Here is a 23,072-nt window from a genome sequence, read left to right on the forward strand (position 1 = left end):
TGTTTAGCCAAGTGGTTGGGTTATGAGTACTCATATTCAGCGTTCGGCGCTGTTGCCTTATCCCGCGCGGGCGCTGTTTGATCTGGTCAATGATGTGGCCAGTTACCCACAGTTTCTGCCCTGGTGCTCGGCCAGCGAGGTGCTTGAGTCCAGCGACACGCATATGCGCGCCAGCCTGGCGGTGGCCAAAGGCGGCTTGAGTCAGCGCTTTGTCACGGCCAATATCCTGGTGCCGGGCGAATTGATCAAGCTGACCCTGGTTGAGGGGCCGTTCACCCAGCTCTATGGGCATTGGGAGTTCAAGGCGCTGGGCGATAAGGCCTGTAAGATCAGCCTCGATCTGACCTTCGACTACGCCGGCCCGCTGGTACGCGCGACCCTCGGGCCGCTGTTCAATCAGGCCACCAATACCTTGGTCGATGCTTTCTGCCAGCGGGCCAAGCAACTCTATGGATAAGCCGAATATTGTGGTCGAGGTGGTCTATGCCCTGGCCGACAAGCAGAAGCTGCTGCGTCTGAGCCTGCCTTACGGCACCACGGTACGGCAGGCGGCGGTGCAGTCCGGGATGCAGGTGCATTTCCCCGATCTGGACCTGCATAACAGTCCGCTGGGGATCTTCGGCAAGGCAGTGAGCAAGCCCGATGAGCGTGTGCTGGAAGACGGTGAGCGGGTAGAGATCTACCGACCGTTGATCGCCGATCCGAAAGAAGTGCGCAAGCAGCGTGCGGCCAAAGCGGCGCAAGCCAAGGCCGAGGATGCTGCGCAGTAGTTGCTGAGTCCGCTAGTAGGGAGGCAGGCATAAAAAAAGCCCGGACATGTCCGGGCTTTTTTATCAGCAAATATTACTGCGGTGTGCTTTCCAGCGGCTCTGGTGTTGGCACCGGCACGACTTTAACGTCGTCCACTTCGCGCTGAATCTGTTCAAGTAGCGAACCCGGAGCAGGTTTCTCTTCAACCTGCGGCTGCTGAGTTGTCTGCTGCGTGGTGACACCACTGCCTTCGCCCAGGATGGCCTGGTCGCGGCTGACGCCCGGCATAAAGTCACCGGACAAGCCAACCAGCTGGTCATCGGCGCTGAAGTTTACGCTGACGCGCTCCTGCAGGCGCTTACCGCCGCCCGGCTGGATGCTGTACAGGTAATCCCAGCGATTGGCGTGGAAGGTGTCAGTGAGCAGGGGGTTGCCCATGATAAACCGCACTTGCTTGCGGGTCATTCCCGGACGCAACTGGTCTATCATGTCCTGCGTCACGACATTGCCCTGTTGAATGTCGATTTTATAAACCCCGGGGAATGAACAACCGGCGAGTGCGAGTAGCCCCGTAAGGGTGAGGCTGGTCAGCAGGATTTTGGTTTTTTGCATCGGTGGGCGACTTCCACTATCTTGGCTGGGCAATATAAACCCGGATCATACCCGCAATAAAGGAAGCTGCGAAGCCGCTTCCGTGAGAAAGCAGACCATGGTTGAAAATAGCGAACTACGCAAGGCTGGCCTGAAAGTGACCCTGCCACGGGTCAAGATACTGCAAATGCTCGACCACGCCGGTCAGCGTCACATGAGTGCTGAGGATGTCTACAAGGCGCTGATGGAGGCGGGTGACGACGTAGGCTTGGCCACTGTCTACCGCGTACTGACCCAGTTTGAAGCAGCAGGTCTGGTGGTTCGCCACAACTTCGATGGCGGTCATGCAGTCTTTGAATTGGCCGATGGCGGTCACCACGACCATATGGTTTGTGTGGAGTCAGGTGAGGTCATCGAGTTCTTCGACGCTGAGATCGAAAAGCGCCAGAAAGAAATCGTCAAAGAGCACGGCTTCGAGCTTGTTGATCACAATCTTGTGCTGTATGTGCGCAAGAAAACCTGATTAGTGCAGGCATAACAAAGGCGACCCTTGGGTCGCCTTTTTGCTTTCTGCGGGCTGGGCAATCAAGCCTGAGCGCTGCCGACCATCTGCCGGGCGTGGGCCAGGGATTCTTCGGTGAGGTCCACGCCGCCGAGCATGCGCGCGATTTCCTCGACGCGCTGCGCTGGGCTGAGCTTGCTGACTGCGGTGCGGGTGGCATCGCTTTCGCGCACCTTGTGCACAAACAGGTGCTGATGGCCTTGCGCTGCGACCTGCGGCAGGTGGGTGACGGTCAATACCTGACCGCGTTCGCCGAGGCGGCGCAGTAGCTGGCCGACCACTTCGGCGGTGGGGCCGCCGATGCCGACGTCCACTTCATCAAATACCAGAGTCGGCACCCGCGAGGTTTGTGCGGTGATCACCTGAATCGCCAGGCTGATACGCGACAGCTCGCCGCCTGAGGCGACCTTGGCCAGGGCTTTCAGGGGTTGGCCGGGGTTGGCGCTGACCAAGAACTCCAGCTGCTCCAGGCCATTGGGGTGCGGTTCGCTATTGTTGTTGGCGCTGAGCTTGATGTTGAAACGCCCGCCGGGCATGCCCAGGGTTTGCATTTCCTGCTCCACAGCGCTGGCCAGCTTGCTGGCAGCGTTGTTGCGCAAAGTGCTGAGTTCCGCCGCTTTTTCCTGATAGTGCCGTTCGAAGGCGGCCAGTTCGTCGCTCAGGCGTTCGGCAGCCTGGTCGTCGGCGTTGAGGCTTTCCAGTTCTTCGAACAGCTGTTGCTGCATGGCGCCCAGCTCGGTTGGCTGGATGCGATGCTTACGCGCCAGGGTGTAGATCGCGTCCAGGCGTTCTTCCATCTGCCGCAAGCGCTCGGGATCGGCGTCGAAGTGATCGAGAAAACGGTTCAGTTCGCCGACGGCCTCCTCGACCTGGATCTGCGCGCTGGCCAGCAGGTTAGTGGCTTCACTCAGCGCGCCGGGCTGGCCTTGGAAGGCGCCGAGACGATTAAGGCTGTTGGTCAGGGCCGAGAGCACGTTGCCGGCGTCATTCTCGCTGCACTGCTCGATCACCAGGCGGCAGGCGCTGAGCAGGCTTTCGGCGTTGGTCAGGTTTTTGTGTTCCTGCTCCAGGTTGTCCAGCTCGTCTTCGCCCAGGGCCAGGTTGTCGAGTTCTTCAAGCTGATAGCTGAGCAGTTGATGGCGGGAACGCTGTTCGTCGCCGATGCTGGAAACCCGCTCCAGCTCGTTCTTGGTCTGCTTCCAGCGCTGCGCGGCGAGTTGTACCTGGCGCGCCAGCTCCTGGCTGCCAGCGTATTCATCAAGAAGGCGGCGATGGGTCTCGGGCTTGAGCAGGGATTGGTGCTCATGCTGGCTGTGGATGTCGATCAGCAGCTCGCCGAGGGCTTTGAGGTCGCCTTGCGGGCAAGGTGAGCCGTTGATATAGCCGCGCGAGCGGCCTTCGGCGGTAATCACGCGACGGAGGATGCACGGCCCGTCATTGTTCAGATCGCGCTCGGTCAGCCAGGCACGGGCTTCGGGGATGTCGTGCAGGTCGAAGCTGGCGAGGATGTCCGTCTTGTCAGCGCCGGGGCGTACCACGCCACTGTCAGCGCGGTCGCCCAGGGTTAGGCCGAGGGCGTCGAGCATGATCGATTTGCCGGCGCCGGTTTCCCCGCTAATCACGCTCATGCCGGCGTCCAGCTCTAGATCAAGGTGTTCAACGATGGCGTAGTTGTGTACCGACAGGTGCACCAGCATGGCGAGGGCCTCCCAAGTTCATGTCTGGTTATTTATACAGTGTTTTTTTGTGGGCTGGCAATCCGTCTGCTGTCCTTGAAAGCAGATTTTTTGACCCCATATAGCGATCAGGCACGTGAGTTGAGGCTCGCGTCGGATTTTACGAGGAGAGACGCATGGCTGACGAACAGACCCTGGATACGCAGAACCCCGATCTACAAACAGCTGCCGAAGTGGCTGCGGGCGATGATCTGGTTGCCCGCGTGCAAGCGCTGGAAGAGCAACTGGCCACTGCGCAGGATCAGTCGCTGCGCATGGCTGCCGATCTGCAGAACGTGCGCCGCCGCGCCGAGCAGGATGTAGAGAAGGCGCATAAATTTGCTCTGGAGAAATTCGCCAACGACCTGTTGCCGGTGGTGGATAGCCTGGAGCGCGGCCTTGAGCTGTCGAATCCGGATGATGAGGCGATCAAGGCCGTACGTGAGGGCATGGAACTGACGCTCAAACTGTTCGGTGACACCCTCAAGCGCCACCAGTTGGAGGTCATTGACCCACATGGCGCGCCGTTCAATGCCGAGCACCATCAGGCGATGGCGATGCAGGAAAGCACCAGCGTCGAGCCTAACAGCGTGCTCAAAGTGTTCCAGAAGGGCTACATGCTCAATGGTCGTCTGCTGCGCCCCGCCATGGTGGTGGTCAGTAAGGCGCCGACGCAAGCGCCGCCTTCGATTGATGAGCAGGCTTGAAATTCGCCGCGCTGCCCCCATTAAACAGTCAAGCGTTTTAGTGCTACCGCCGCTGACAACGATCAGCGGCGGGATTATCAAAGTTTCGGGAGAATGAATATGGGCAAAATTATTGGTATCGACCTGGGGACCACCAACTCGTGCGTCTCGGTTCTGGAAAACGGTGTCGCTAAAGTTATCGAAAACGCCGAAGGCGCGCGCACCACGCCGTCGATCGTTGCGTATGCCAACGATGGCGAAATTCTGGTGGGTCAGTCGGCCAAGCGTCAGGCAGTGACCAACCCGCACAACACCCTGTACGCGGTAAAGCGTCTGATCGGTCGTCGTTTTGACGAAGATGTCGTGCAAAAAGACATCCAGATGGTGCCGTACAAAATTGTCAAAGCTGACAACAACGACGCCTGGGTAGAAGTGAACGGCCAGAAGATGGCGCCGCCACAGATTTCCGCTGAAATTCTGAAAAAGATGAAGAAGACCGCCGAAGACTACCTCGGCGAGCCAGTGACCGAAGCGGTGATCACCGTGCCGGCCTACTTCAACGATAGCCAGCGTCAGGCCACCAAAGACGCCGGCCGTATCGCGGGTCTGGACGTCAAGCGCATCATCAACGAGCCAACTGCAGCTGCGCTGGCGTACGGTATGGACAAGGCCAAGGGCGACCACACCGTGATCGTCTATGACTTGGGCGGCGGTACCTTCGACGTTTCCGTAATCGAAATCGCTGAAGTCGATGGCGAGCACCAGTTTGAAGTATTGGCCACCAACGGTGACACCTTCCTTGGCGGTGAAGACTTCGACATTCGTCTGATCGACTACCTCGTTGACGAATTTAAGAAAGAAAGCGGCATGAACCTTAAAGGTGACCCGCTGGCCATGCAGCGCCTGAAAGAAGCTGCGGAAAAAGCCAAGATTGAGCTGTCTTCGAGCCAGTCGACCGATGTTAACCTGCCGTACATCACTGCAGACGCTACCGGTCCTAAGCACCTGAACGTGAAGATTTCCCGCGCCAAGCTGGAGTCGCTGGTTGAAGACCTGGTGCAGCGCACCATTGAGCCTTGCCGCATCGCGCTGAAAGACGCCGGTATAGACATCAGCAAGATTAACGACGTGATCCTGGTCGGCGGTCAGACCCGCATGCCGCTGGTGCAGAAGCTGGTCACCGACTTTTTCGGTAAAGAAGCGCGTAAAGACGTTAACCCGGACGAAGCTGTAGCCATGGGTGCTGCTATCCAGGGCGCGGTACTGTCGGGTGATGTGAAAGACGTGCTGCTGCTCGACGTGTCGCCGTTGACCCTGGGTATCGAAACCATGGGCGGCGTGATGACTGCGCTGATCGAGAAAAACACCACGATTCCTACCAAGAAATCCCAGGTGTTCTCGACTGCTGACGACAACCAGGGCGCTGTGACTATTCACGTACTGCAGGGCGAGCGCAAGCAAGCCAGCGGTAACAAGTCGCTGGGTAAATTCGACCTGGCCGAGATTCCGCCAGCGCCACGTGGCGTACCGCAGATCGAAGTCACCTTCGATATCGATGCCAACGGCATCCTGCACGTCGGCGCGAAAGACAAGGCGACCGGCAAGACTCAGTCGATCGTGATCAAGGCCAACTCTGGTCTGTCTGAGGAAGAGATTCAACAGATGGTTCGTGATGCCGAAGTCAACGCCGAGGAAGACCGCAAGTTCGAAGAACTGGCGAGCGCGCGTAACCAAGGCGATCAGCTGGTGCACGCCACCCGCAAGATGATCGTTGAGGCAGGCGACAAGGCCACTGCTGACGAGAAGACTGCTATCGAAACCGCGCTGAGCGCGCTGGAAGTGGCGATCAAGGGCGACGACAAGGCTGATATCGAAGCCAAGATGACTGCGCTGTCCGAAGTGACCGCACCACTTGCGCAGAAGATGTACGCCGAGCAGCCGCAGCCCGGCGCGCAAGCTCCGGATGCTGAGCAAGCCAAGGACGCAGGCGATGACGTGGTCGACGCTGAGTTCGAAGAGGTCAAAGACAACAAATAAATAGGCGCAAGCTTATGCCGCTCTGGCCGGACGCGATGCGAGTTGCGTTCGGCATGATCCGCCGCGCGGGAGCTTGCTCCCGCGTTGGCGTGTCTGGAGTAGACGATTTAAAGGTGTTGAAGACTTATGGCTAAACGCGATTTTTACGAAGTGCTCGGTGTCGAGCGCGGTGCCAGCGAATCGGAGCTGAAAAAAGCCTACCGACGTCTGGCCATGAAGTATCACCCGGACCGCAATCCGGACGATAAAGCCTCGGAGGAGAAGTTCAAGGAAGCCAACGAAGCTTACGAAGTGCTCTCCGATGCGGCAAAGCGCTCGGCGTACGATCAGTACGGCCATGCCGGTGTCGATCCGCAGATGGGTGGCGGTGGTGGTCCGGGCGGGGCGAACTTCTCGGATATCTTCGGCGATGTATTCAGTGATTTCTTCGGCGGCGGTGGGCGTGGCGGTCAACGGGGCGGCGCGCAGCGCGGCAGTGACCTGCGTTACACCCTGGAGCTGGACCTGGAAGAGGCGGTGCGTGGCACTACGGTGACCATTCGCGTGCCGACGCTGGTTAATTGCAAGCCCTGCGAGGGTTCGGGCGCGAAGAAGGGCACCACGCCGGTAACCTGTACCACCTGTGGCGGTATTGGCCAGGTGCGTATGCAGCAGGGCTTCTTCTCGGTGCAGCAAACCTGCCCGCGCTGCCACGGCAGCGGCAAGATGATCACTGATCCTTGCGGCTCCTGCCACGGTCACGGCCGGGTCGAAGAGCACAAGACTCTGTCAGTGAAAGTGCCGGCTGGCGTCGATACCGGCGACCGCATTCGTCTGTCCGGTGAAGGCGAGGCGGGTGCGATGGGTGGCCCGGCGGGTGACCTGTACGTGGTGGTGAATGTGCGCGAGCACGCGATCTTCCAGCGTGACGGCAAGCACCTGTACTGCGAAGTGCCGATCAGCTTTGCCGATGCGGCCCTGGGCGGTGAGTTGGAAGTGCCGACCCTGGATGGTCGGGTCAAGCTGAAAATCCCGGAAGGCACCCAGACCGGCAAGATGTTCCGCCTGCGTGGCAAGGGCGTTGCCCCGGTGCGTGGCGGCGGTGCCGGCGACCTGATGTGCAAGGTGGCGGTGGAAACGCCGGTGCACCTGGATAAGCGTCAGCGCGAACTGCTCGATGAGTTCCGCAAGACCCTGGAAGGTGACAGCTCGCATTCGCCGAAGGCCAATGGCTGGTTCGAGGGCGTTAAGCGCTTCTTTGGCGATCTGTAAATCCCGCTGACGGGCTGCGCGGTCGCTAAGCGGCGGCTGCAGCCTGTAGCGACAGCTTGGAGCTGGTAGTTATGCAACGTATTGCTGTGATGGGCGCCGCCGGGCGCATGGGCAAGACCCTGATCGAAGCCGTGCAGTTGGCTGATGGCGCAAGCCTGAGCGCGGCGATTGATCGTGCCGACAGCAGCCTTGTTGGTGCGGATGTTGGCGAGCTGGTGGCGCAGGGCAAGATTGGCGTCAATCTGGCTGGCGACCTGAATGCGGTGCTCGATCAGTTTGATGTGCTGATCGACTTCACCCATCCATCGGTCACCCTGAAAAACCTGGAGATCTGCCGCCAGGCCGGTAAAGCCATGGTGATTGGCACCACCGGTTTTTCCCCGGAAGAAAAGCAGTTGTTGGCCGATGCTGGCAAGCAGATCCCAGTCGTGTTTGCCGCCAACTTCAGTGTCGGCGTCAATCTGTGCCTGAAGTTGCTCGACACTGCGGCGCGGGTGCTGGGTGATGATGTGGACATCGAAATCATCGAAGCCCACCACCGCCACAAGGTCGATGCACCGTCCGGTACTGCGCTGCGCATGGGTGAGGTTGTGGCCAATGCGTTGGGGCGTGATCTGCAGAAAGTCGCCGTTTATGGGCGTGAAGGTCAGACCGGTGCCCGCGAGCGCGAAACCATCGGTTTTGCCACGGTGCGTGCCGGTGATGTAGTTGGCGACCATACTGTGCTGTTCGCCGCTGATGGCGAGCGCGTGGAAATCACTCATAAGGCCTCAAGCCGCATGACCTTCGCAAAAGGTGCGGTGCGCTCAGCACTGTGGCTGCAGGATCGTAAGCCGGGTCTATACGACATGCAGGATGTTCTGGGGTTGAATTGAGGTTGAGCTGAGGCATTCTGTCGCAGAAATGTGTTTTACCTGGGTCTGAGTCGCAACAGACGGTGGACCAAAAAAGCAGTTTCCTGTAAGCTTTCTGCTTTAGTGTGTCCACTAAAGTTGCGCAGAATGAATCAGATAAAAAAGCGGGGTGACGGTCGATACGTCACCCCGCTTTTTTACAATCTGCGTTTGCTTCACGATTTAATTTTCGGAGGTTTTCTTGAGTAAGCCAGCCCTTAAACCTGCCATTTTGGCTCTTGCTGATGGCAGTATTTTTCGCGGCGAGGCCATCGGCGCCGATGGCCAGACTATTGGAGAGGTGGTTTTTAACACCGCCATGACCGGCTATCAGGAAATCCTTACCGATCCTTCCTATGCCCAGCAGATCGTCACCCTGACCTATCCGCACATCGGCAACACCGGCACTACGCCGCAAGACGCCGAATCCAACCGCGTATGGGCCGCCGGCCTGATTATCCGTGACCTGCCGCTGACCTCCAGCAACTGGCGCAACAAGCAGCCTCTGGATGAATACCTCAAGGAAAACGGCACCGTCGCCATCGCCGGTATAGACACCCGCCGCCTGACCCGCATTTTGCGTGAGAAAGGCTCGCAGAACGGCTGCATTCTGGCCGGCGATGACGCCACCGAAGAACAGGCGTTAGAGCTGGCGCGCAGCTTCCCTGGCCTCAAGGGCATGGACCTGGCCAAAGTGGTCAGCTGCACCGAGCGCTACGAGTGGCGCTCCAGTGTGTGGAATCTGCAAGACGACAGCCATCCAGAAATTCCAGCCAGTGAACTCAAATACCACGTGGTTGCTTACGACTACGGGGTTAAGTGGAACATCCTGCGCATGCTGGTCGAGCGCGGCTGCCGGGTGACTGTGGTGCCGGCGCAAACTCCGGCCAATGAAGTGCTGGCGCTAAAACCTGATGGCGTATTCCTGTCCAATGGCCCGGGCGATCCCGAGCCCTGCGACTACGCCATCCAGGCGATTAAGGATGTGCTGGAAACCGACATCCCGGTCTTCGGCATCTGCCTCGGCCACCAGCTGCTGGCCCTGGCTTCCGGTGCCAAGACCCTGAAAATGGGCCACGGCCACCACGGTGCCAACCACCCGGTGCAGGATCTGGATACGGGTGTGGTGATGATTACCAGCCAGAACCACGGTTTTGCCGTGGATGAGGCCACGCTGCCCGGCAATCTGCGGGCTATCCACAAGTCGCTGTTCGACGGTTCCCTGCAGGGCATCGAGCGTACTGACAAGGATGCCTTCAGCTTCCAGGGCCACCCCGAAGCGAGCCCTGGCCCAGCCGATGTGGCCCCGCTGTTTGACCGCTTTATCGAAACCATGGCCAAGCGCCGCTAAACCTCGCCGACTGACCCAAGGATTCGAGTAACCGCTATGCCAAAACGTACAGACATTAAAAGTATCCTGATCCTCGGCGCTGGCCCGATTGTTATCGGCCAGGCCTGCGAGTTCGACTATTCCGGTGCTCAGGCGTGTAAAGCGCTGAAAGAAGAGGGCTACCGCGTCATCCTGGTCAACTCCAACCCAGCCACCATCATGACCGACCCGGCGATGGCGGACGCCACCTACATCGAGCCGATCAAATGGTCCACCGTGGCCAAGATCATCGAGAAGGAGCGCCCGGACGCGCTGCTGCCAACCATGGGTGGCCAGACCGCGCTGAACTGCGCGCTGGACCTGGAAAAGCACGGCGTGCTGGAAAAATTTGGCGTCGAAATGATCGGTGCCAACGCCGACACCATCGACAAGGCTGAAGACCGCTCGCGCTTCGACAAGGCGATGAAAGACATCGGCCTAGCCTGCCCAGTTTCCGGCATTGCGCACAACATGGAAGAAGCCTACGGCGTGCTGGAGAAGGTTGGCTTCCCTTGCATCATCCGTCCGTCCTTCACCATGGGCGGCACCGGCGGCGGCATCGCCTACAACCGTGAAGAGTTCGAAGAGATCTGCGCCCGCGGTATCGATCTGTCGCCAACCAGCGAACTGCTGATCGACGAATCGCTGATCGGTTGGAAGGAATACGAGATGGAGGTGGTCCGCGATAAAAAGGACAACTGCATCATCGTCTGCGCTATCGAGAACTTCGACCCAATGGGCGTGCATACCGGTGACTCCATCACTGTTGCGCCGGCGCAAACCCTGACCGACAAGGAATACCAGATCCTGCGTAACGCATCGCTCGCGGTATTGCGCGAGATTGGTGTGGAAACCGGCGGCTCCAACGTGCAGTTCGGCATCTGCCCGAACACTGGCCGCATGGTCGTGATCGAGATGAACCCGCGCGTGTCGCGTTCATCGGCGCTGGCCTCCAAGGCCACCGGCTTCCCGATCGCCAAGATCGCCGCCAAGCTGGCCGTGGGTTACACCCTCGACGAGCTCTCCAACGACATCACCGGCGGCCGCACCCCTGCCTCGTTCGAGCCAGCCATCGACTACGTCGTGACCAAGATCCCGCGTTTTGCCTTCGAGAAGTTCCCGAAAGCCGACGCTCGCCTGACCACCCAGATGAAGTCGGTCGGTGAAGTCATGGCCATCGGTCGCACCTTTCAGGAGTCCCTGCAGAAAGCCCTGCGCGGTCTGGAAGTGGGCGTTTCGGGTTTCGATCCGATGCTTGATCTGACTGATCCTGAAGCCGAAAGCACCCTGCGCCGCGAACTGACCGTGCCAAGCGCCGACCGCATCTGGTACATCGGCGATGCCTTCCGTGCGGGCAAGACCGTGGCCGAAGTCTTTGAGCTGACCAATATTGATGAGTGGTTCCTGGTCCAGATCGAAGACCTGATCAAGGATGAAGAGCGCATCAAAACCCTGGCGCTGTCCAGTATTGATCGGGATGCGATGTACAAGCTCAAGCGCAAAGGCTTCTCCGATATTCGTCTGGCCAAGCTGCTGGGCGTCACCGAGAAAACCCTGCGCAGCCAGCGCCACAAGTTGAAAGTGCTGCCGGTGTATAAGCGCGTCGACACCTGCGCTGCTGAGTTCGCCACCGACACTGCCTACATGTACTCGACCTACGAGGAAGAGTGCGAGGCCAATCCGTCGAGCCGCGACAAGATCATGATCCTCGGCGGCGGGCCGAACCGTATTGGTCAGGGCATCGAGTTCGACTACTGCTGCGTGCACGCGGCGCTGGCACTGCGTGAAGACGGGTACGAGACCATCATGGTCAATTGCAACCCGGAAACCGTATCGACTGACTACGACACCTCCGACCGCCTGTACTTCGAGCCGGTTACCCTGGAAGACGTGCTGGAAATCGTCCGTGTCGAGCAGCCCAAAGGTGTGATCGTGCAGTACGGCGGCCAGACTCCGCTGAAAATCTGTCGCGCCCTGGAAGAGGCCGGCGTGCCGATCATCGGCACCAGCCCGGACGCCATCGACCGCGCCGAAGACCGTGAGCGTTTCCAACAGATGGTCCAGCGTCTCGGCCTGCGCCAGCCGGCCAACGCCACCGCGCGCAGCGAAGACGAAGCCCTGGCGCACTCCAAGATCATCGGTTATCCGCTGGTGGTGCGGCCGTCCTATGTACTGGGCGGGCGGGCGATGGAGGTCGTCTACCAAGAAGACGAACTCAAGCGTTACATGCGCGAGGCGGTAAAAGTTTCCAACGACAGCCCGGTGCTGCTCGACCACTTCCTCAACTGCGCCATTGAAGTGGACGTGGATGCGGTGTGCGACGGCGAAACCGTGGTGATTGGCGCGATCATGCAGCACATCGAGCAGGCCGGCGTGCACTCCGGTGACTCCGCTTGTTCGCTGCCGCCTTATTCGCTGCCGATGCACATCCAGGACGAGATTCGCGACCAGGTCAAAAAGATGGCCCTGGAGCTTAATGTAGTTGGTCTTATGAACGTGCAGATGGCCGTGCAGGGCGAGGACATTTTCGTTATCGAAGTGAACCCGCGCGCCTCGCGTACCGTGCCGTTTGTCTCCAAGTGCGTTGGCGTCTCGCTGGCCAAGGTGGCGGCGCGCGTCATGGCCGGCAAGTCGCTGGCTGAGGCTGGTTACACCAAGGAAATCATCCCTCCGTACTTCAGCGTCAAGGAAGCGGTGTTCCCGTTCGCCAAGTTCCCAGGCGTCGACCCAATCCTCGGCCCAGAGATGAAGTCCACCGGTGAAGTCATGGGTGTCGGTGATACCTTCGGCGAAGCCTTTGCCAAGGCGCAGTCGGGTGCCAGCGAGATTCTGCCGAACGCAGGTGTGGCCTTTATCAGCGTGCGTGACGATGACAAACCGCTGGTGGAAGGTGTTGCCCGCGACCTGATTGAACTGGGTTTTGAAGTGGTGGCCACTGCGGGGACTGCCAAGTTGATCGAGGCTGCTGGCTTGCCAGTGCGCCGGGTCAACAAGGTGACAGAAGGCCGTCCGCACGTGGTCGACATGATCAAGAACGACGAGGTCACTCTGATCATCAACACCACTGAAGGTCGTCAGTCGATTGCTGACTCCTACTCTATTCGTCGTAACGCTCTGCAGCACAAGATCTATTGCACCACCACCATTGCGGCGGGGCAGGCGATCTGTGAGGCGCTGAAGTTTGGTCCCGAGAAGACCGTGCGCCGGCTGCAGGACCTGCATGCAGGAATCAACGCATGATCAAGTACCCAATGACCGTCCAGGGCGCGCGCGCCCTGGAAGAGGAACACGCTCACCTGACCAAGGTGCTGCGCCCCAAACTTAGCCAGGATATCGGCACTGCGCGCGAGCTCGGTGACCTCAAGGAGAACGCCGAATACCATGCCGCGCGCGAGCAGCAGGGCATGGTCGAGGCGCGTATCCGTGATATCGAGGGTCGAATGCAGAATGCAGTGATCATCGACGTCACCACTATCGAGCACACCGGCAAGGTGATTTTCGGTACCACCGTAGAAATCGCCAACTGCGAAACCGATGAAAGCGTGACTTATCAAATCGTGGGTGAGGACGAGGCGGACATCAAGCAGCGCAAAATCTCCGTCGGCTCTCCCATCGCTCGCGCCCTGGTTGGCAAGAGTGAGGGTGACGTGGTGGTGGTGCAGACGCCGAGCGGTGCGCTGGAATATGAGATCGTAGAGGTTCGCCATCTCTAAGCCCGTTAATCCTGTTCGGCGTGATGCTGGCGCGATCAGCTGGCTGCTGGCTCAGGCACTCTGGGTTGGCGGGCTCTGGTTGCTGCATTTTTTGCTGTTACCGGCAATCGCCAAGATCGGCCTGGCGTCACTCTTGGTCGAGGAAATCGGCAATGCCCTGCGTCCGCTGCTGATTGGTCTGACGGCGGTGTGCGCCGGGCTGCAGGCGCTGGTGCTGATTCGTGCCGAACACCTGGCAAGCCTGTGGCGTGATGCCCGCGGGCAGTTGCTCTTGGTTGTGGTGGCGATGGCGGGCAGTTACTTCGCGGTGCGTCAACTGCTGCCGGAGGCTGAGCTGTGGTTGATGTTTAGTTATCTGGTGATGGCGTTTTGCGGGTTGCTGTTGGTTCTGCAGCCCGTGCCGCAAAAGTCGGGCATAGGCTCTAGGCAGTAGGATTGAGCAGATTCGGTGGTTGCAAAGGCGCTGAGCGCGCCTTGCAACGGCTGATTAATCAGCCGTGATGACGGTGAACATTGGATAGGTTCTTGTTCACTTTCGGGTTCTTGCGGTAGATCAGCGCCATTTTGCCAATCACCTGAACCAGCTCAGCTTTACCGGCTTTGCACAGCTCGTTGATAGCCTTCAGGCGATCTTCACGCTCGGTGATGCGTAATTGCACTTTAATCAGTTCATGATCGCTCAGTGCGCGTTCCAGTTCAGTCAGCACACCTTCGGTCAAGCCGTTGTCAGCCACGATCAATACAGGCTTTAAATGGTGGCCGATAGATTTGAATTGTTTCTTCTGCTCTTGAGTGAGCGGCATAATCTGATTCCTGCAATCTGGTAAATAAACAGCTCTGGTAAAAGCGGCGGTCAGTTTACCCGAGCGCCTTCGGGACCGCCCAGATATTCATGCGTTGCACATTCGAGGTATTGCGTGGCCCGTTCCAAGACCAGTCAAGGTTGGCTGAAAGAGCATTTCAACGACCCCTACGTGAAAATGGCGCAGAAGGATGGCTATCGTTCGCGCGCCAGCTACAAGCTGCTGGAGATTCAGGAGAAGGATCGCATCCTGCGGCCTGGCATCACTGTGGTCGATCTGGGCGCAGCGCCTGGCGGCTGGTCGCAGGTCACCAGTCGGGTGATCGGTGACAAGGGCCGTTTGATCGCTTCAGATATTCTGGAGATGGATAGCATCCCTGATGTCACCTTTATCCAGGGCGACTTTACCGACGATGCGGTGTTTGCACAGATCCTCGAGGCCGTCGGCAATAAGCCGATAGACCTTGTGATTTCCGATATGGCCCCCAATATGAGTGGTGTAAGGGAGTCGGATCAGCCGCGCGCGATGTACCTGTGCGAGCTGGCGCTGGATTTGTCGACTCGGGTGCTGCGTCCGGGTGGCGATTTTCTGATCAAGATCTTCCAGGGTGAAGGTTTTGATCTGTACCACAAGCAGATGCGTCAGCTGTTCGACAAGGTGCAGATGCGCAAGCCGCTGTCCTCGCGTGACCGCTCTCGCGAGCAATATATGCTGGCGCGGGGCTTTCGCGGCCTTTGATGGTGGCGGGTTTTACAGCGAATTGTGGTGAGGCTTTGTGGTCTCACAACAAATAAAGGGTTACAGACGGCGTCTGCCAGGGGTGGGCGTTGTGTAGTAAGTTAGATCGGTACATAACTGGTCGTCATGCGAAGTGCGCTTCGGCACGGGGCCTGCTTCAGAGGGTAGCTAATTGAACGACATGGCAAAGAATCTGGTCCTGTGGCTGATCATCGCCGCCGTCTTGGTGACGGTGATGAACAATTTTTCCAGCCCGACTGAGTCGAATAAACTCAACTATTCGCAGTTTATCCAGCAGGTTCAGGATGGCGGCGTTAAGCGGGTGACGGTGGATGGATTCATCATCAGCGGTACCCGTACCGATGGTTCATCGTTCGAGACCGTGCGTCCGGCGATTCAGGACAATGGCCTGATCAAGGACCTGATGGACAACAATGTCGAGATCGTCGGCAAGCAGCCTGAGCAGCAGAGTATTTGGACTCAGTTGCTGGTGGCCAGCTTCCCGATTCTGGTGATCATTGCGGTGTTCATGTTCTTTATGCGCCAGATGCAAGGCGGCGCTGGCGGCAAGGGCGGGCCGATGAGTTTCGGCAAGTCCAAGGCGCGCCTGCTCTCGGAAGATCAGGTCAAGACTACCTTTGCCGACGTCGCCGGTTGCGACGAGGCGAAGGAAGAAGTCGGTGAGCTGGTTGAATTCCTGCGTGATCCGGGCAAGTTCCAGCGTCTCGGTGGGCGTATCCCGCGTGGTGTGCTGATGGTGGGCTCGCCTGGTACTGGTAAAACCCTGCTGGCCAAGGCGGTTGCCGGTGAAGCCAAGGTGCCGTTCTTCACCATTTCCGGTTCGGATTTCGTCGAGATGTTCGTTGGTGTCGGTGCATCCCGTGTGCGTGACATGTTCGAGCAAGCCAAGAAGCACGCGCCGTGCATCATCTTTATCGATGAAATTGACGCCGTGGGTCGCCATCGTGGTGCTGGCATGGGTGGCGGTCACGACGAGCGTGAGCAGACGCTCAACCAATTGTTGGTTGAGATGGATGGCTTTGAAATGAATGACGGTATCATCGTGATTGCCGCCACCAACCGTCCTGACGTACTCGACCCTGCTTTGCTGCGTCCCGGTCGTTTCGACCGTCAGGTTGTGGTTGGCCTGCCGGATATTCGTGGTCGCGAACAAATCCTCAAAGTACACATGCGTAAAGTGCCGATGGGTGAAGACGTTGCTCCGGCCGTTATCGCGCGTGGTACGCCGGGCTTCTCCGGTGCAGACCTGGCTAACCTGGTCAACGAGGCTTCGCTGTTCGCTGCCCGTGCCGGCAAGCGTGTGGTCGAGATGAAAGAGTTCGAGTTGGCCAAAGACAAGATCATGATGGGCGCCGAGCGCAAAACCATGGTCATGTCGGACAAAGAGAAGCTCAACACTGCATTCCACGAGGCGGGTCACGCCATCGTCGGTCGCTTGGTGCCTGAGCATGATCCTGTTTATAAAGTGTCGATCATTCCGCGCGGCCGCGCCCTGGGTGTAACCATGTTCCTCCCTGAGGAAGACCGTTACAGCCTGAGCAAACGTGCGCTGACCAGTCAGATCTGCTCGCTGTTCGGTGGCCGGATTGCCGAAGAAATGACCCTGGGTTTCGAGGGCGTCACCACTGGTGCCTCCAACGACATCATGCGCGCCACCCAGTTGGCCAAGAATATGGTCACCAAGTGGGGGCTATCGGAAAAGCTCGGTCCGATGATGTATGCCGAAGAAGAGGGCGAGGTGTTCCTCGGTCGCAGCATGGGGAGTAATCAGAGCAACGTTTCTGCCGAAACCGCCAAGGTGATCGACCAGGAAGTACGCAGCATCATTGATGGCTGCTACAGCACGGCTCGTCGTCTGCTGGAAGAAAACCGCGACAAGCTGGATGCCATGGCGCAGGCGCTGATGAAGTACGAAACCATCGACGCCGAGCAGATCGAGGACATCATGAATGGCCTCGCGCCACGTGAGCCGAAAGGCTGGCAGGGCGGTGATGACAACAATGGCACGCCAACTGCGCCAGTTGAAGTCGCTGAGTCTACAGAGAAGCCAATTGGTGGCCCAGCCGCCGAGCTGTAAGGTTTTCCATGTCTGTTGCACCAACCTTTAACCGGCTGCCCTGTGGCAGCCGGTTTCTTGATTTAAGCCGTCCGCATGTGATGGGCATCCTCAACGTTACCCCCGACTCATTCTCCGATGGTGGGCGCTATGGTCAGCGTGATGCGGCGTTGCGCCATGCGGAGGCGATGCTGCAGGCGGGTGCGACGCTGATTGATGTCGGTGGTGAGTCGACGCGTCCTGGTGCGCGTGCGGTTTCTCCGGTTGAGGAGTTGGAGCGGGTTGCGCCTGTCGTTGAGGCCATTGCCTGCGAACTGGATGTGATCATTTCAGTGGACACTTCAACCCCGGCAGTCATCCGCGAAACAGCGCGGCTGGGTGCTGGCTTGATCAACGACGTGCGCTCCCTGCAGCGCGACGGCGCTCTGGAGGCTGCGGCGGATAGCGGCTTGCCGGTGTGCCTGATGCATATGCGCGGTGAGCCAACCACTATGCAGCAGAACCCTCAATACCCTGATGTGGTGGCAGAAGTGCGCGAGTTTCTGCTTGAGCGGCTAGCGGCCTGTGCGGCGGTTGGGATTGGGGTTGAGCGAGTCATTCTTGATCCGGGTTTCGGTTTTGCGAAAACCCTGGAGCACAACCTCTCGCTATTTAAACATTTGCAGGCGCTGCATGCCTTGGGGCGGCCGTTACTGGTCGGGGTGTCGCGCAAGAGTATGATCGGCAAAGTGCTGGGGCATGAAGTGGGCGGGCGTCTGTATGGCAGTCTGGCCTTGGCTGCGCTGGCGCTGAGCAAAGGCGCACACATTCTGCGGGTCCACGACGTGGCGCAAACGGTTGATGTAGTACGGATGATCGCCGCAGTTGAAGCGGCCGAATAAGTTAAAAGGAATTGTGGGATGGGTAGAAAATATTTTGGTACTGACGGTATTCGTGGGCGTGTCGGTGACTTCCCGATTACCCCGGAGTTCATGCTCAAGCTCGGCTGGGCGGCTGGCATGGCGTTTCGCAAGCAGGGCAAGTGTCGCATCCTGATCGGCAAGGACACGCGCATCTCCGGTTATATGTTCGAGTCTGCCCTGGAGGCCGGTCTGTCCGCCGCAGGTGCTGATGTGATGCTGCTCGGTCCGATGCCGACGCCTGCAATCGCCTACCTGACCCGGACGTTCCATGCTGAAGCCGGGATCGTGATCAGTGCCTCGCACAATCCGCACCACGACAACGGCATCAAATTTTTCTCGGGGCAGGGCACCAAGCTGCCGGACGAAATCGAGTTGATGATCGAAGAGTTGCTCGATCAGCCGATGACCGTGGTTGATTCCGAGCAGTTGGGAAAAGTCTCGCGGATCAATGATGCCGCTGGGCGCTATATCGAATTTTGTAAGAGCAGCGTGCCGAGCAGTACCGACTTCGCTGGGCTGAAGATCGTCGTCGACTGCGCCCATGGCGCGGCGTACAAAGTGGCGCCAAGCGTATTCCGCGAGTTGGGCGTGCAGGTAACGGTGCTGTCGGCGCAACCTAATGGCTTGAATATCAATGACAACTGCGGTTCGACCCACGTAGAGGCGCTGCAGGCCGAAGTGCTGGCTCAGCAGGCTGACTTGGGTATCGCCTTTGATGGTGATGCGGATCGGGTGCTGATGGTTGATCACTCTGGTGCAGTGGTTGATGGTGATGAATTGCTGTTTATCATCGCCCGTGACCTGTTGGAGCGCGGCAAGCTACAGGGCGGTGTTGTCGGTACGCTGATGAGTAACCTCGGGCTGGAGCTGGCCCTGGCTGATTTGGGCATACCGTTTGTGCGGGCCAAAGTGGGCGACCGTTACGTGATTGCCGAGTTGCTGTCACGCAACTGGCAGCTGGGTGGCGAGAACTCCGGCCACCTGGTGTGTTTCCAGCACACCACGACGGGCGATGCGATTATCGCGGCGCTGCAGGTGTTGATGGCGCTCAAGCGTCGCGAGCAAACTCTGGGCGAGGCGCGGTTGGGTATGCAGAAGTGCCCGCAAGTGCTGGTAAACGTACGCTTTGCCGGCGGTGTTGATCCGCTGGAGCATCCTGCTGTGCAGCAGGCTAGCACGCGGGTAACCGAGCAAATGGCCGGGCGTGGTCGGGTGCTGCTGCGTAAATCCGGCACCGAGCCATTGGTGCGCGTTATGGTCGAGGGTGACGATGAGGGCTTGGTGCGTGGCTATGCCGATGAATTGGCTAAAGTTGTTGCGGATGTATGTGCTTGATTCGGCTTGCCAGTCGGGTAGCTGTTGGGTAACATCTGCGCCCTCTTTGACCGACGAGGTAAAGCATGCGTCGCCCAATGGTTGCTGGTAACTGGAAAATGCACGGTACCCGCGCCAGCGTTGCAGAGCTGATCAACGGTCTCAATCAGCAGGTATTGCCCGCTGGTGTAGGTATAGCGGTTTTCCCGTCTTGCTTGCATCTTGCTCAGGTGGTCGATGGTCTGGCAGGCAAGGCTGTTGCGGTGGGTGCACAAGATTGTGCGACCGAAGCGCAGCAAGGTGCTTTGACTGGCGAAGTGGCTGCAAGTCAGTTGCATGATTCGAGCTGCTCGCTGGTGCTGGTCGGTCACTCCGAGCGTAGATCGCTGCTGGGTGAGGGTGATGAGATTGTGACGCGCAAATTTGCGGCGGCGCAGTCCTCAGGTTTGCTTCCGGTGCTGTGTGTCGGCGAAACCCTGGCTCAGCGTGAAGCCGGGCGCACGCTTGATGTGGTTGCTGCGCAGTTGTCTGCGGTAACCGATGCGTTGGGTGTTGAGGTGTTTGCGCGTGCGGTAATTGCCTACGAGCCAGTTTGGGCCATTGGTACTGGTCTGACCGCGTCGCCTGCGCAAGCGCAGGAAGTGCATGCGGCAATTCGCGCACAGTTGGCGGCGAAAAGCCCTGACTTGGCAAGCAAGGTAAGAATTCTTTATGGCGGCAGTGTCAAGGCCGCCAGTGCAGCCGAGTTGTTCGGTATGCCGGATATCGATGGGGGGCTTGTGGGTGGAGCCTCTCTGAATGCGGATGAGTTCGGTGCGATCTGTCGCGCCGCAGGAAGCTAAAGAAATGCTGGAAACAGTTATCGTTGTTCTTCATCTGCTGGGTGCTATCGGCGTTGTTGTGCTGGTTTTGCTGCAGCAGGGTAAAGGTGCGGACGCAGGCGCTTCTTTTGGTGCGGGTGCTTCTTCTACCGTATTCGGTAGCCAAGGAACCACTACCTTTTTGAGTCGCGTTACTGCTATACTCGCCACCGCTTTTTTCATGACTAGCTTGGGTTTAGCGTTCTTTGCTAAAGACAAAGCTGATGGTTTGGCTCAGGTCGGTTTGCCTGATCCAGCAGTCCTGGAAGTACAACAGGCTAAGCCAGCTGTTGAAGATGTACCTGTTCTTGATGCAGCTAAGCCGGCTATCGAAGCGGCAGACGTACCTCAGGCTCCAGAACAGCAGTAATACGCAGTAGGTTTTACGCAACAAACGATTTTGCCGAGGTGGTGGAATTGGTAGACACGCTACCTTGAGGTGGTAGTGGCCATAGGCTGTAGGGGTTCGAGTCCCCTTCTCGGTACCAATTTTCAGGAAGGCCCGCTTGATGCGGGCCTTTTTGTTGCTGGAGTGTCGATTGACCCTGGTTGAGGTTCAGTCGTATAATCCGGCCCCAGCTTTGATGTGGGATTGAGCAGCAAGGTCGCTCCTCGGATGTTGAGTCCGATGATGGTTGGGTTAAACCAGCCCCCGCATTGAGTTGCAGAGGAGCCCCTTTTAAGGGGCTTTTTGCTAGCTGGGTGACAGCTTTGCCGGCCTTTAGAGGGCGGTTTGATGATGGGCGATTCGCCCATTTTTTATTTTTACAGCATGCGCGAGGGGTTCAGGTGTCGAGCAAGCTAGAACAGTTGCAGGCCTTGGTGGCCCCGGTAGTCGAGGCTCTTGGCTACCAATGTTGGGGTGTCGAGTTCCTGTCACAAGGGCGGCATTCTCTGCTGCGAATTTATATTGATAAACAGCCTGACGGCGTGCTGATCGAAGACTGTGAAATTGTCAGTCGGCAGATCAGTGGGGTGCTCGATGTCGAGGACCCGATCAGCGCTGAGTACACCCTTGAGGTGTCCTCGCCGGGTATGGACCGGCCGCTGTTCACTATTGAACAGTTCGCCAACCATGCCGGTGAGCAAGTGAAGATTAAGCTGCGTTCGCCTTTTGAAGGCCGGCGCAACTTCCAGGGCCTTCTGCGCGGTGTGGAAGAGCAGGACGTGGTGGTGCAGGTGGATGACCATGAATTCCTGTTGCCGATCGACATGATCGACAAGGCCAACATTATCCCCAGGTTTGATTGAGACGCGGATCCTGCGGTGTAAGCGGATTACGTGGCTCAAAATGGATTGCGAAAGGCGAGGCGTACGATGAGCAAAGAAGTACTGCTGGTTGTTGAGTCGGTATCCAACGAAAAGGGTGTACCGGCTAGCGTAATTTTTGAAGCGCTGGAGCTGGCTTTGGCCACGGCTACCAAGAAGCGTTTTGAAGATGAAGTTGAGTTGCGTGTGGCGATCAATCGCCAGACCGGCAACTATGAAACATTCCGCTGCTGGACAGTGGTCGATGAAAGTGAATTTGATGACCCTGCGCATCAGGTCACCACTGACATGCCGCGTGCAGTTGAGGCCAACGCCAAAGTTGGTGATGTGCTGGAAGAGAAGATCGACTCCATCGAGTTTGGTCGTATTGCCGCGCAAACCGCCAAGCAAGTTATTGTGCAGAAAGTCCGCGAAGCTGAGCGTGCTCAGGTGGTCGAGGCTTATCGCGAGCGTCTGGGTGAAATCATCTCCGGCACCGTGAAGAAAGTCACCCGTGACAGCGTGATCGTTGATCTGGGTAACAACGCTGAAGCCATGCTGGCCCGTGAGGACATCATCTCCCGCGAAACCTTTCGTGTTGGTGTGCGCTTGCGCGCCTTGCTCAAGGAAATTCGCACTGAGAACCGCGGCCCGCAGCTGATCCTGTCGCGTACCGCGCCGGAAATGCTCATTGAGCTGTTCCGCATCGAAGTGCCGGAAATCGCTGAAGAACTGATTGAAGTCATGGGCGCGTCCCGTGATCCAGGTTCGCGCGCCAAGCTGGCCGTGCGGTCCAAAGATAAACGCATCGACCCGCAGGGTGCCTGTATCGGCATGCGCGGTTCGCGCGTGCAGGCGGTCTCCGGTGAGTTGGCGGGTGAGCGTGTGGATATCGTGCTGTGGGATGACAACCCCGCCCAGTTCGTGATCAACGCCATGTCGCCGGCCGAAGTAGCCGCCATTATCGTTGACGAAGATGCCCATGCTATGGACATCGCCGTTGGCGCCGACAACCTTGCTCAGGCCATTGGCCGCGGCGGTCAGAACGTGCGTTTGGCCAGTCAGTTGACTGGTTGGACCTTGAACGTAATGACCGAGGCGGATATCCAGGCCAAGCAGCAAGCGGAAACAGGCGACATCCTGCAGCGCTTTATCGAAGAGCTTGAAGTCGACGAAGAGCTGGCCCAGGTGTTGGTCGAAGAAGGCTTCACCAGCCTTGAAGAAATTGCCTACGTACCGATGGAAGAAATGCTCAGCATTGATGGCTTTGACGAGGATATCGTCAGCGAGCTTCGCGCCCGTGCCAAAGATCGCTTGCTGACTAAAGCCATCGCCAACGAGGAAAAGCTGGCAGATGCCCACCCAGCCGAAGACTTACTCTCGCTTGAGGGGATGGATAAGGCGCTTGCGCATGAACTGGCAGTGCGCGGCGTTGTTAACCGCGAAGACCTGGCCGAGCAGTCGATTGATGACCTGCTCGACATCGACGGTATCGACGCTGAGCGTGCCGGCAAGTTGATCATGGCCGCCCGAGCCCATTGGTTCGAGTAAGAAGTTGCGGCC

Annotated in this window: 22 protein-coding genes and 1 tRNA gene; 20 read left to right on the forward strand and 3 right to left on the reverse strand. The window is 58.4% G+C overall.

Features of this window, described 5'->3' with window-relative positions; all coding sequences use genetic code 11:
- Positions 1-22: 22 nt before the first annotated feature.
- Together AC0T4W_RS04095 and AC0T4W_RS04100 are read left to right on the forward strand one after the other, a co-directional pair.
- Complete coding sequence (locus tag AC0T4W_RS04095) at positions 23-457, forward strand: type II toxin-antitoxin system RatA family toxin (protein WP_476316480.1); 435 nt, start codon at positions 23-25, stop codon at positions 455-457.
- On the forward strand, positions 450-770 hold the full coding sequence (locus AC0T4W_RS04100; RefSeq protein WP_476316483.1) for an RnfH family protein: 321 nt from the start codon (positions 450-452) through the stop codon (positions 768-770). Before AC0T4W_RS04095 ends, AC0T4W_RS04100 begins: the two co-directional genes overlap by 8 nt.
- Before the next feature lie 73 nt (positions 771-843).
- Here the strand turns inward: AC0T4W_RS04100 and AC0T4W_RS04105 are convergent, their stop codons facing one another.
- Complete coding sequence (locus AC0T4W_RS04105; protein WP_476316486.1) at positions 844-1,362, reverse strand: outer membrane protein assembly factor BamE; 519 nt, start codon at positions 1,360-1,362, stop codon at positions 844-846.
- Between the two features lie 97 nt (positions 1,363-1,459).
- Here AC0T4W_RS04105 and fur point away from each other — a divergent pair, with 97 nt between their 5' ends.
- Positions 1,460-1,864 (forward strand): ferric iron uptake transcriptional regulator, encoded by a 405-nt coding sequence (fur, locus tag AC0T4W_RS04110; protein WP_476316489.1) that lies wholly within the window; start codon positions 1,460-1,462, stop codon positions 1,862-1,864.
- Positions 1,865-1,926: 62 nt separating this feature from the next.
- On the opposite strand, the gene recN is transcribed toward fur, so the two are convergent.
- Positions 1,927-3,600, reverse strand: coding sequence for a DNA repair protein RecN (gene recN / locus AC0T4W_RS04115; RefSeq protein ID WP_476316491.1), 1,674 nt, complete (start codon positions 3,598-3,600; stop codon positions 1,927-1,929).
- A gap of 155 nt (positions 3,601-3,755) precedes the next feature.
- Here recN and grpE point away from each other — a divergent pair, with 155 nt between their 5' ends.
- The 8 genes from grpE (at position 3,756) to AC0T4W_RS04155 (ending at position 14,000) form a co-directional block, all read left to right on the forward strand.
- On the forward strand, positions 3,756-4,325 hold the full coding sequence (gene grpE, locus AC0T4W_RS04120) for a nucleotide exchange factor GrpE (RefSeq protein ID WP_476316494.1): 570 nt from the start codon (positions 3,756-3,758) through the stop codon (positions 4,323-4,325).
- Between the two features lie 99 nt (positions 4,326-4,424).
- Complete coding sequence (gene dnaK / locus AC0T4W_RS04125; RefSeq protein WP_476316497.1) at positions 4,425-6,341, forward strand: molecular chaperone DnaK; 1,917 nt, start codon at positions 4,425-4,427, stop codon at positions 6,339-6,341.
- Between the two features lie 126 nt (positions 6,342-6,467).
- Complete coding sequence (gene dnaJ, locus AC0T4W_RS04130; protein WP_476316500.1) at positions 6,468-7,592, forward strand: molecular chaperone DnaJ; 1,125 nt, start codon at positions 6,468-6,470, stop codon at positions 7,590-7,592.
- 71 nt (positions 7,593-7,663) lie between these two features.
- Positions 7,664-8,467: a 4-hydroxy-tetrahydrodipicolinate reductase gene (gene dapB / locus AC0T4W_RS04135; protein ID WP_476316503.1), complete on the forward strand. Its 804-nt coding sequence runs from the start codon at positions 7,664-7,666 to the stop codon at positions 8,465-8,467.
- A 220-nt stretch (positions 8,468-8,687) separates the two neighbouring features.
- A complete protein-coding gene (gene carA, locus AC0T4W_RS04140; RefSeq protein ID WP_476316506.1) occupies positions 8,688-9,836 on the forward strand; it encodes a glutamine-hydrolyzing carbamoyl-phosphate synthase small subunit in 1,149 nt (382 codons plus the stop codon).
- Between the two features lie 36 nt (positions 9,837-9,872).
- Entirely contained in the window at positions 9,873-13,094 is a 3,222-nt protein-coding gene (gene carB, locus AC0T4W_RS04145; RefSeq protein WP_476316509.1) for a carbamoyl-phosphate synthase large subunit, read from the forward strand.
- Positions 13,091-13,567 (forward strand): transcription elongation factor GreA, encoded by a 477-nt coding sequence (gene greA / locus AC0T4W_RS04150; RefSeq protein WP_476316511.1) that lies wholly within the window; start codon positions 13,091-13,093, stop codon positions 13,565-13,567. The genes carB and greA overlap by 4 nt, the downstream gene beginning before the upstream one ends.
- Positions 13,560-14,000 (forward strand): DUF4149 domain-containing protein, encoded by a 441-nt coding sequence (locus tag AC0T4W_RS04155; RefSeq protein ID WP_476323450.1) that lies wholly within the window; start codon positions 13,560-13,562, stop codon positions 13,998-14,000. The genes greA and AC0T4W_RS04155 overlap by 8 nt, the downstream gene beginning before the upstream one ends.
- 58 nt (positions 14,001-14,058) lie before the next feature.
- Here the strand turns inward: AC0T4W_RS04155 and yhbY are convergent, their stop codons facing one another.
- The gene (gene yhbY / locus AC0T4W_RS04160; protein WP_476316514.1) at positions 14,059-14,370 is read right to left on the reverse strand and encodes a ribosome assembly RNA-binding protein YhbY; all 312 of its coding nucleotides are present in this window, start codon (positions 14,368-14,370) and stop codon (positions 14,059-14,061) included.
- A 114-nt stretch (positions 14,371-14,484) separates the two neighbouring features.
- Here yhbY and rlmE point away from each other — a divergent pair, with 114 nt between their 5' ends.
- The 9 genes from rlmE to nusA all read left to right on the forward strand — a co-directional run bounded on the left by rlmE (position 14,485) and on the right by nusA (position 23,060).
- Complete coding sequence (rlmE, locus tag AC0T4W_RS04165) at positions 14,485-15,108, forward strand: 23S rRNA (uridine(2552)-2'-O)-methyltransferase RlmE (protein ID WP_476316517.1); 624 nt, start codon at positions 14,485-14,487, stop codon at positions 15,106-15,108.
- 181 nt (positions 15,109-15,289) lie between these two features.
- Complete coding sequence (ftsH, locus tag AC0T4W_RS04170; protein WP_476316520.1) at positions 15,290-17,206, forward strand: ATP-dependent zinc metalloprotease FtsH; 1,917 nt, start codon at positions 15,290-15,292, stop codon at positions 17,204-17,206.
- An 8-nt stretch (positions 17,207-17,214) separates the two neighbouring features.
- Complete coding sequence (gene folP / locus AC0T4W_RS04175) at positions 17,215-18,066, forward strand: dihydropteroate synthase (protein ID WP_476316523.1); 852 nt, start codon at positions 17,215-17,217, stop codon at positions 18,064-18,066.
- 18 nt (positions 18,067-18,084) lie between these two features.
- On the forward strand, positions 18,085-19,422 hold the full coding sequence (gene glmM / locus AC0T4W_RS04180; RefSeq protein WP_476316526.1) for a phosphoglucosamine mutase: 1,338 nt from the start codon (positions 18,085-18,087) through the stop codon (positions 19,420-19,422).
- Between the two features lie 65 nt (positions 19,423-19,487).
- The gene (gene tpiA / locus AC0T4W_RS04185) at positions 19,488-20,243 is read left to right on the forward strand and encodes a triose-phosphate isomerase (protein ID WP_476316529.1); all 756 of its coding nucleotides are present in this window, start codon (positions 19,488-19,490) and stop codon (positions 20,241-20,243) included.
- 4 nt (positions 20,244-20,247) lie between these two features.
- Positions 20,248-20,631, forward strand: coding sequence for a preprotein translocase subunit SecG (secG, locus tag AC0T4W_RS04190; RefSeq protein WP_476316531.1), 384 nt, complete (start codon positions 20,248-20,250; stop codon positions 20,629-20,631).
- Between the two features lie 32 nt (positions 20,632-20,663).
- Positions 20,664-20,749 (forward strand) — tRNA-Leu (locus AC0T4W_RS04195).
- A gap of 301 nt (positions 20,750-21,050) precedes the next feature.
- On the forward strand, positions 21,051-21,512 hold the full coding sequence (gene rimP / locus AC0T4W_RS04200; RefSeq protein WP_476316534.1) for a ribosome maturation factor RimP: 462 nt from the start codon (positions 21,051-21,053) through the stop codon (positions 21,510-21,512).
- A 66-nt stretch (positions 21,513-21,578) separates the two neighbouring features.
- Positions 21,579-23,060, forward strand: a complete 1,482-nt coding sequence (gene nusA / locus AC0T4W_RS04205) for a transcription termination factor NusA (protein WP_476316537.1) — start codon at positions 21,579-21,581, stop codon at positions 23,058-23,060.
- Positions 23,061-23,072 lie beyond the last annotated feature (12 nt).

The organism is Pseudomonas sp. C7.1 (assembly GCF_056312395.1).

Bases quoted from the DNA above. Each gene is read 5' to 3' on its own strand.
- yhbY (WP_476316514.1), bottom strand. From the start codon at position 14,370: ATGCCGCTCACTCAAGAGCAGAAGAAACAATTCAAATCTATCGGCCAC.
- AC0T4W_RS04105 (WP_476316486.1), bottom strand. From the start codon at position 1,362: ATGCAAAAAACCAAAATCCTGCTGACCAGCCTCACCCTTACGGGGCTA.
- tpiA (WP_476316529.1), top strand. From the start codon at position 19,488: ATGCGTCGCCCAATGGTTGCTGGTAACTGGAAAATGCACGGTACCCGC.
- carB (WP_476316509.1), top strand. From the start codon at position 9,873: ATGCCAAAACGTACAGACATTAAAAGTATCCTGATCCTCGGCGCTGGC.
- grpE (WP_476316494.1), top strand. From the start codon at position 3,756: ATGGCTGACGAACAGACCCTGGATACGCAGAACCCCGATCTACAAACA.
- nusA (WP_476316537.1), top strand. From the start codon at position 21,579: ATGAGCAAAGAAGTACTGCTGGTTGTTGAGTCGGTATCCAACGAAAAG.
- fur (WP_476316489.1), top strand. From the start codon at position 1,460: ATGGTTGAAAATAGCGAACTACGCAAGGCTGGCCTGAAAGTGACCCTG.
- secG (WP_476316531.1), top strand. From the start codon at position 20,248: ATGCTGGAAACAGTTATCGTTGTTCTTCATCTGCTGGGTGCTATCGGC.
- glmM (WP_476316526.1), top strand. From the start codon at position 18,085: ATGGGTAGAAAATATTTTGGTACTGACGGTATTCGTGGGCGTGTCGGT.
- AC0T4W_RS04100 (WP_476316483.1), top strand. From the start codon at position 450: ATGGATAAGCCGAATATTGTGGTCGAGGTGGTCTATGCCCTGGCCGAC.
- dnaJ (WP_476316500.1), top strand. From the start codon at position 6,468: ATGGCTAAACGCGATTTTTACGAAGTGCTCGGTGTCGAGCGCGGTGCC.
- folP (WP_476316523.1), top strand. From the start codon at position 17,215: ATGTCTGTTGCACCAACCTTTAACCGGCTGCCCTGTGGCAGCCGGTTT.
- dapB (WP_476316503.1), top strand. From the start codon at position 7,664: ATGCAACGTATTGCTGTGATGGGCGCCGCCGGGCGCATGGGCAAGACC.
- ftsH (WP_476316520.1), top strand. From the start codon at position 15,290: ATGGCAAAGAATCTGGTCCTGTGGCTGATCATCGCCGCCGTCTTGGTG.
- recN (WP_476316491.1), bottom strand. From the start codon at position 3,600: ATGCTGGTGCACCTGTCGGTACACAACTACGCCATCGTTGAACACCTT.
- greA (WP_476316511.1), top strand. From the start codon at position 13,091: ATGATCAAGTACCCAATGACCGTCCAGGGCGCGCGCGCCCTGGAAGAG.
- dnaK (WP_476316497.1), top strand. From the start codon at position 4,425: ATGGGCAAAATTATTGGTATCGACCTGGGGACCACCAACTCGTGCGTC.
- AC0T4W_RS04095 (WP_476316480.1), top strand. From the start codon at position 23: ATGAGTACTCATATTCAGCGTTCGGCGCTGTTGCCTTATCCCGCGCGG.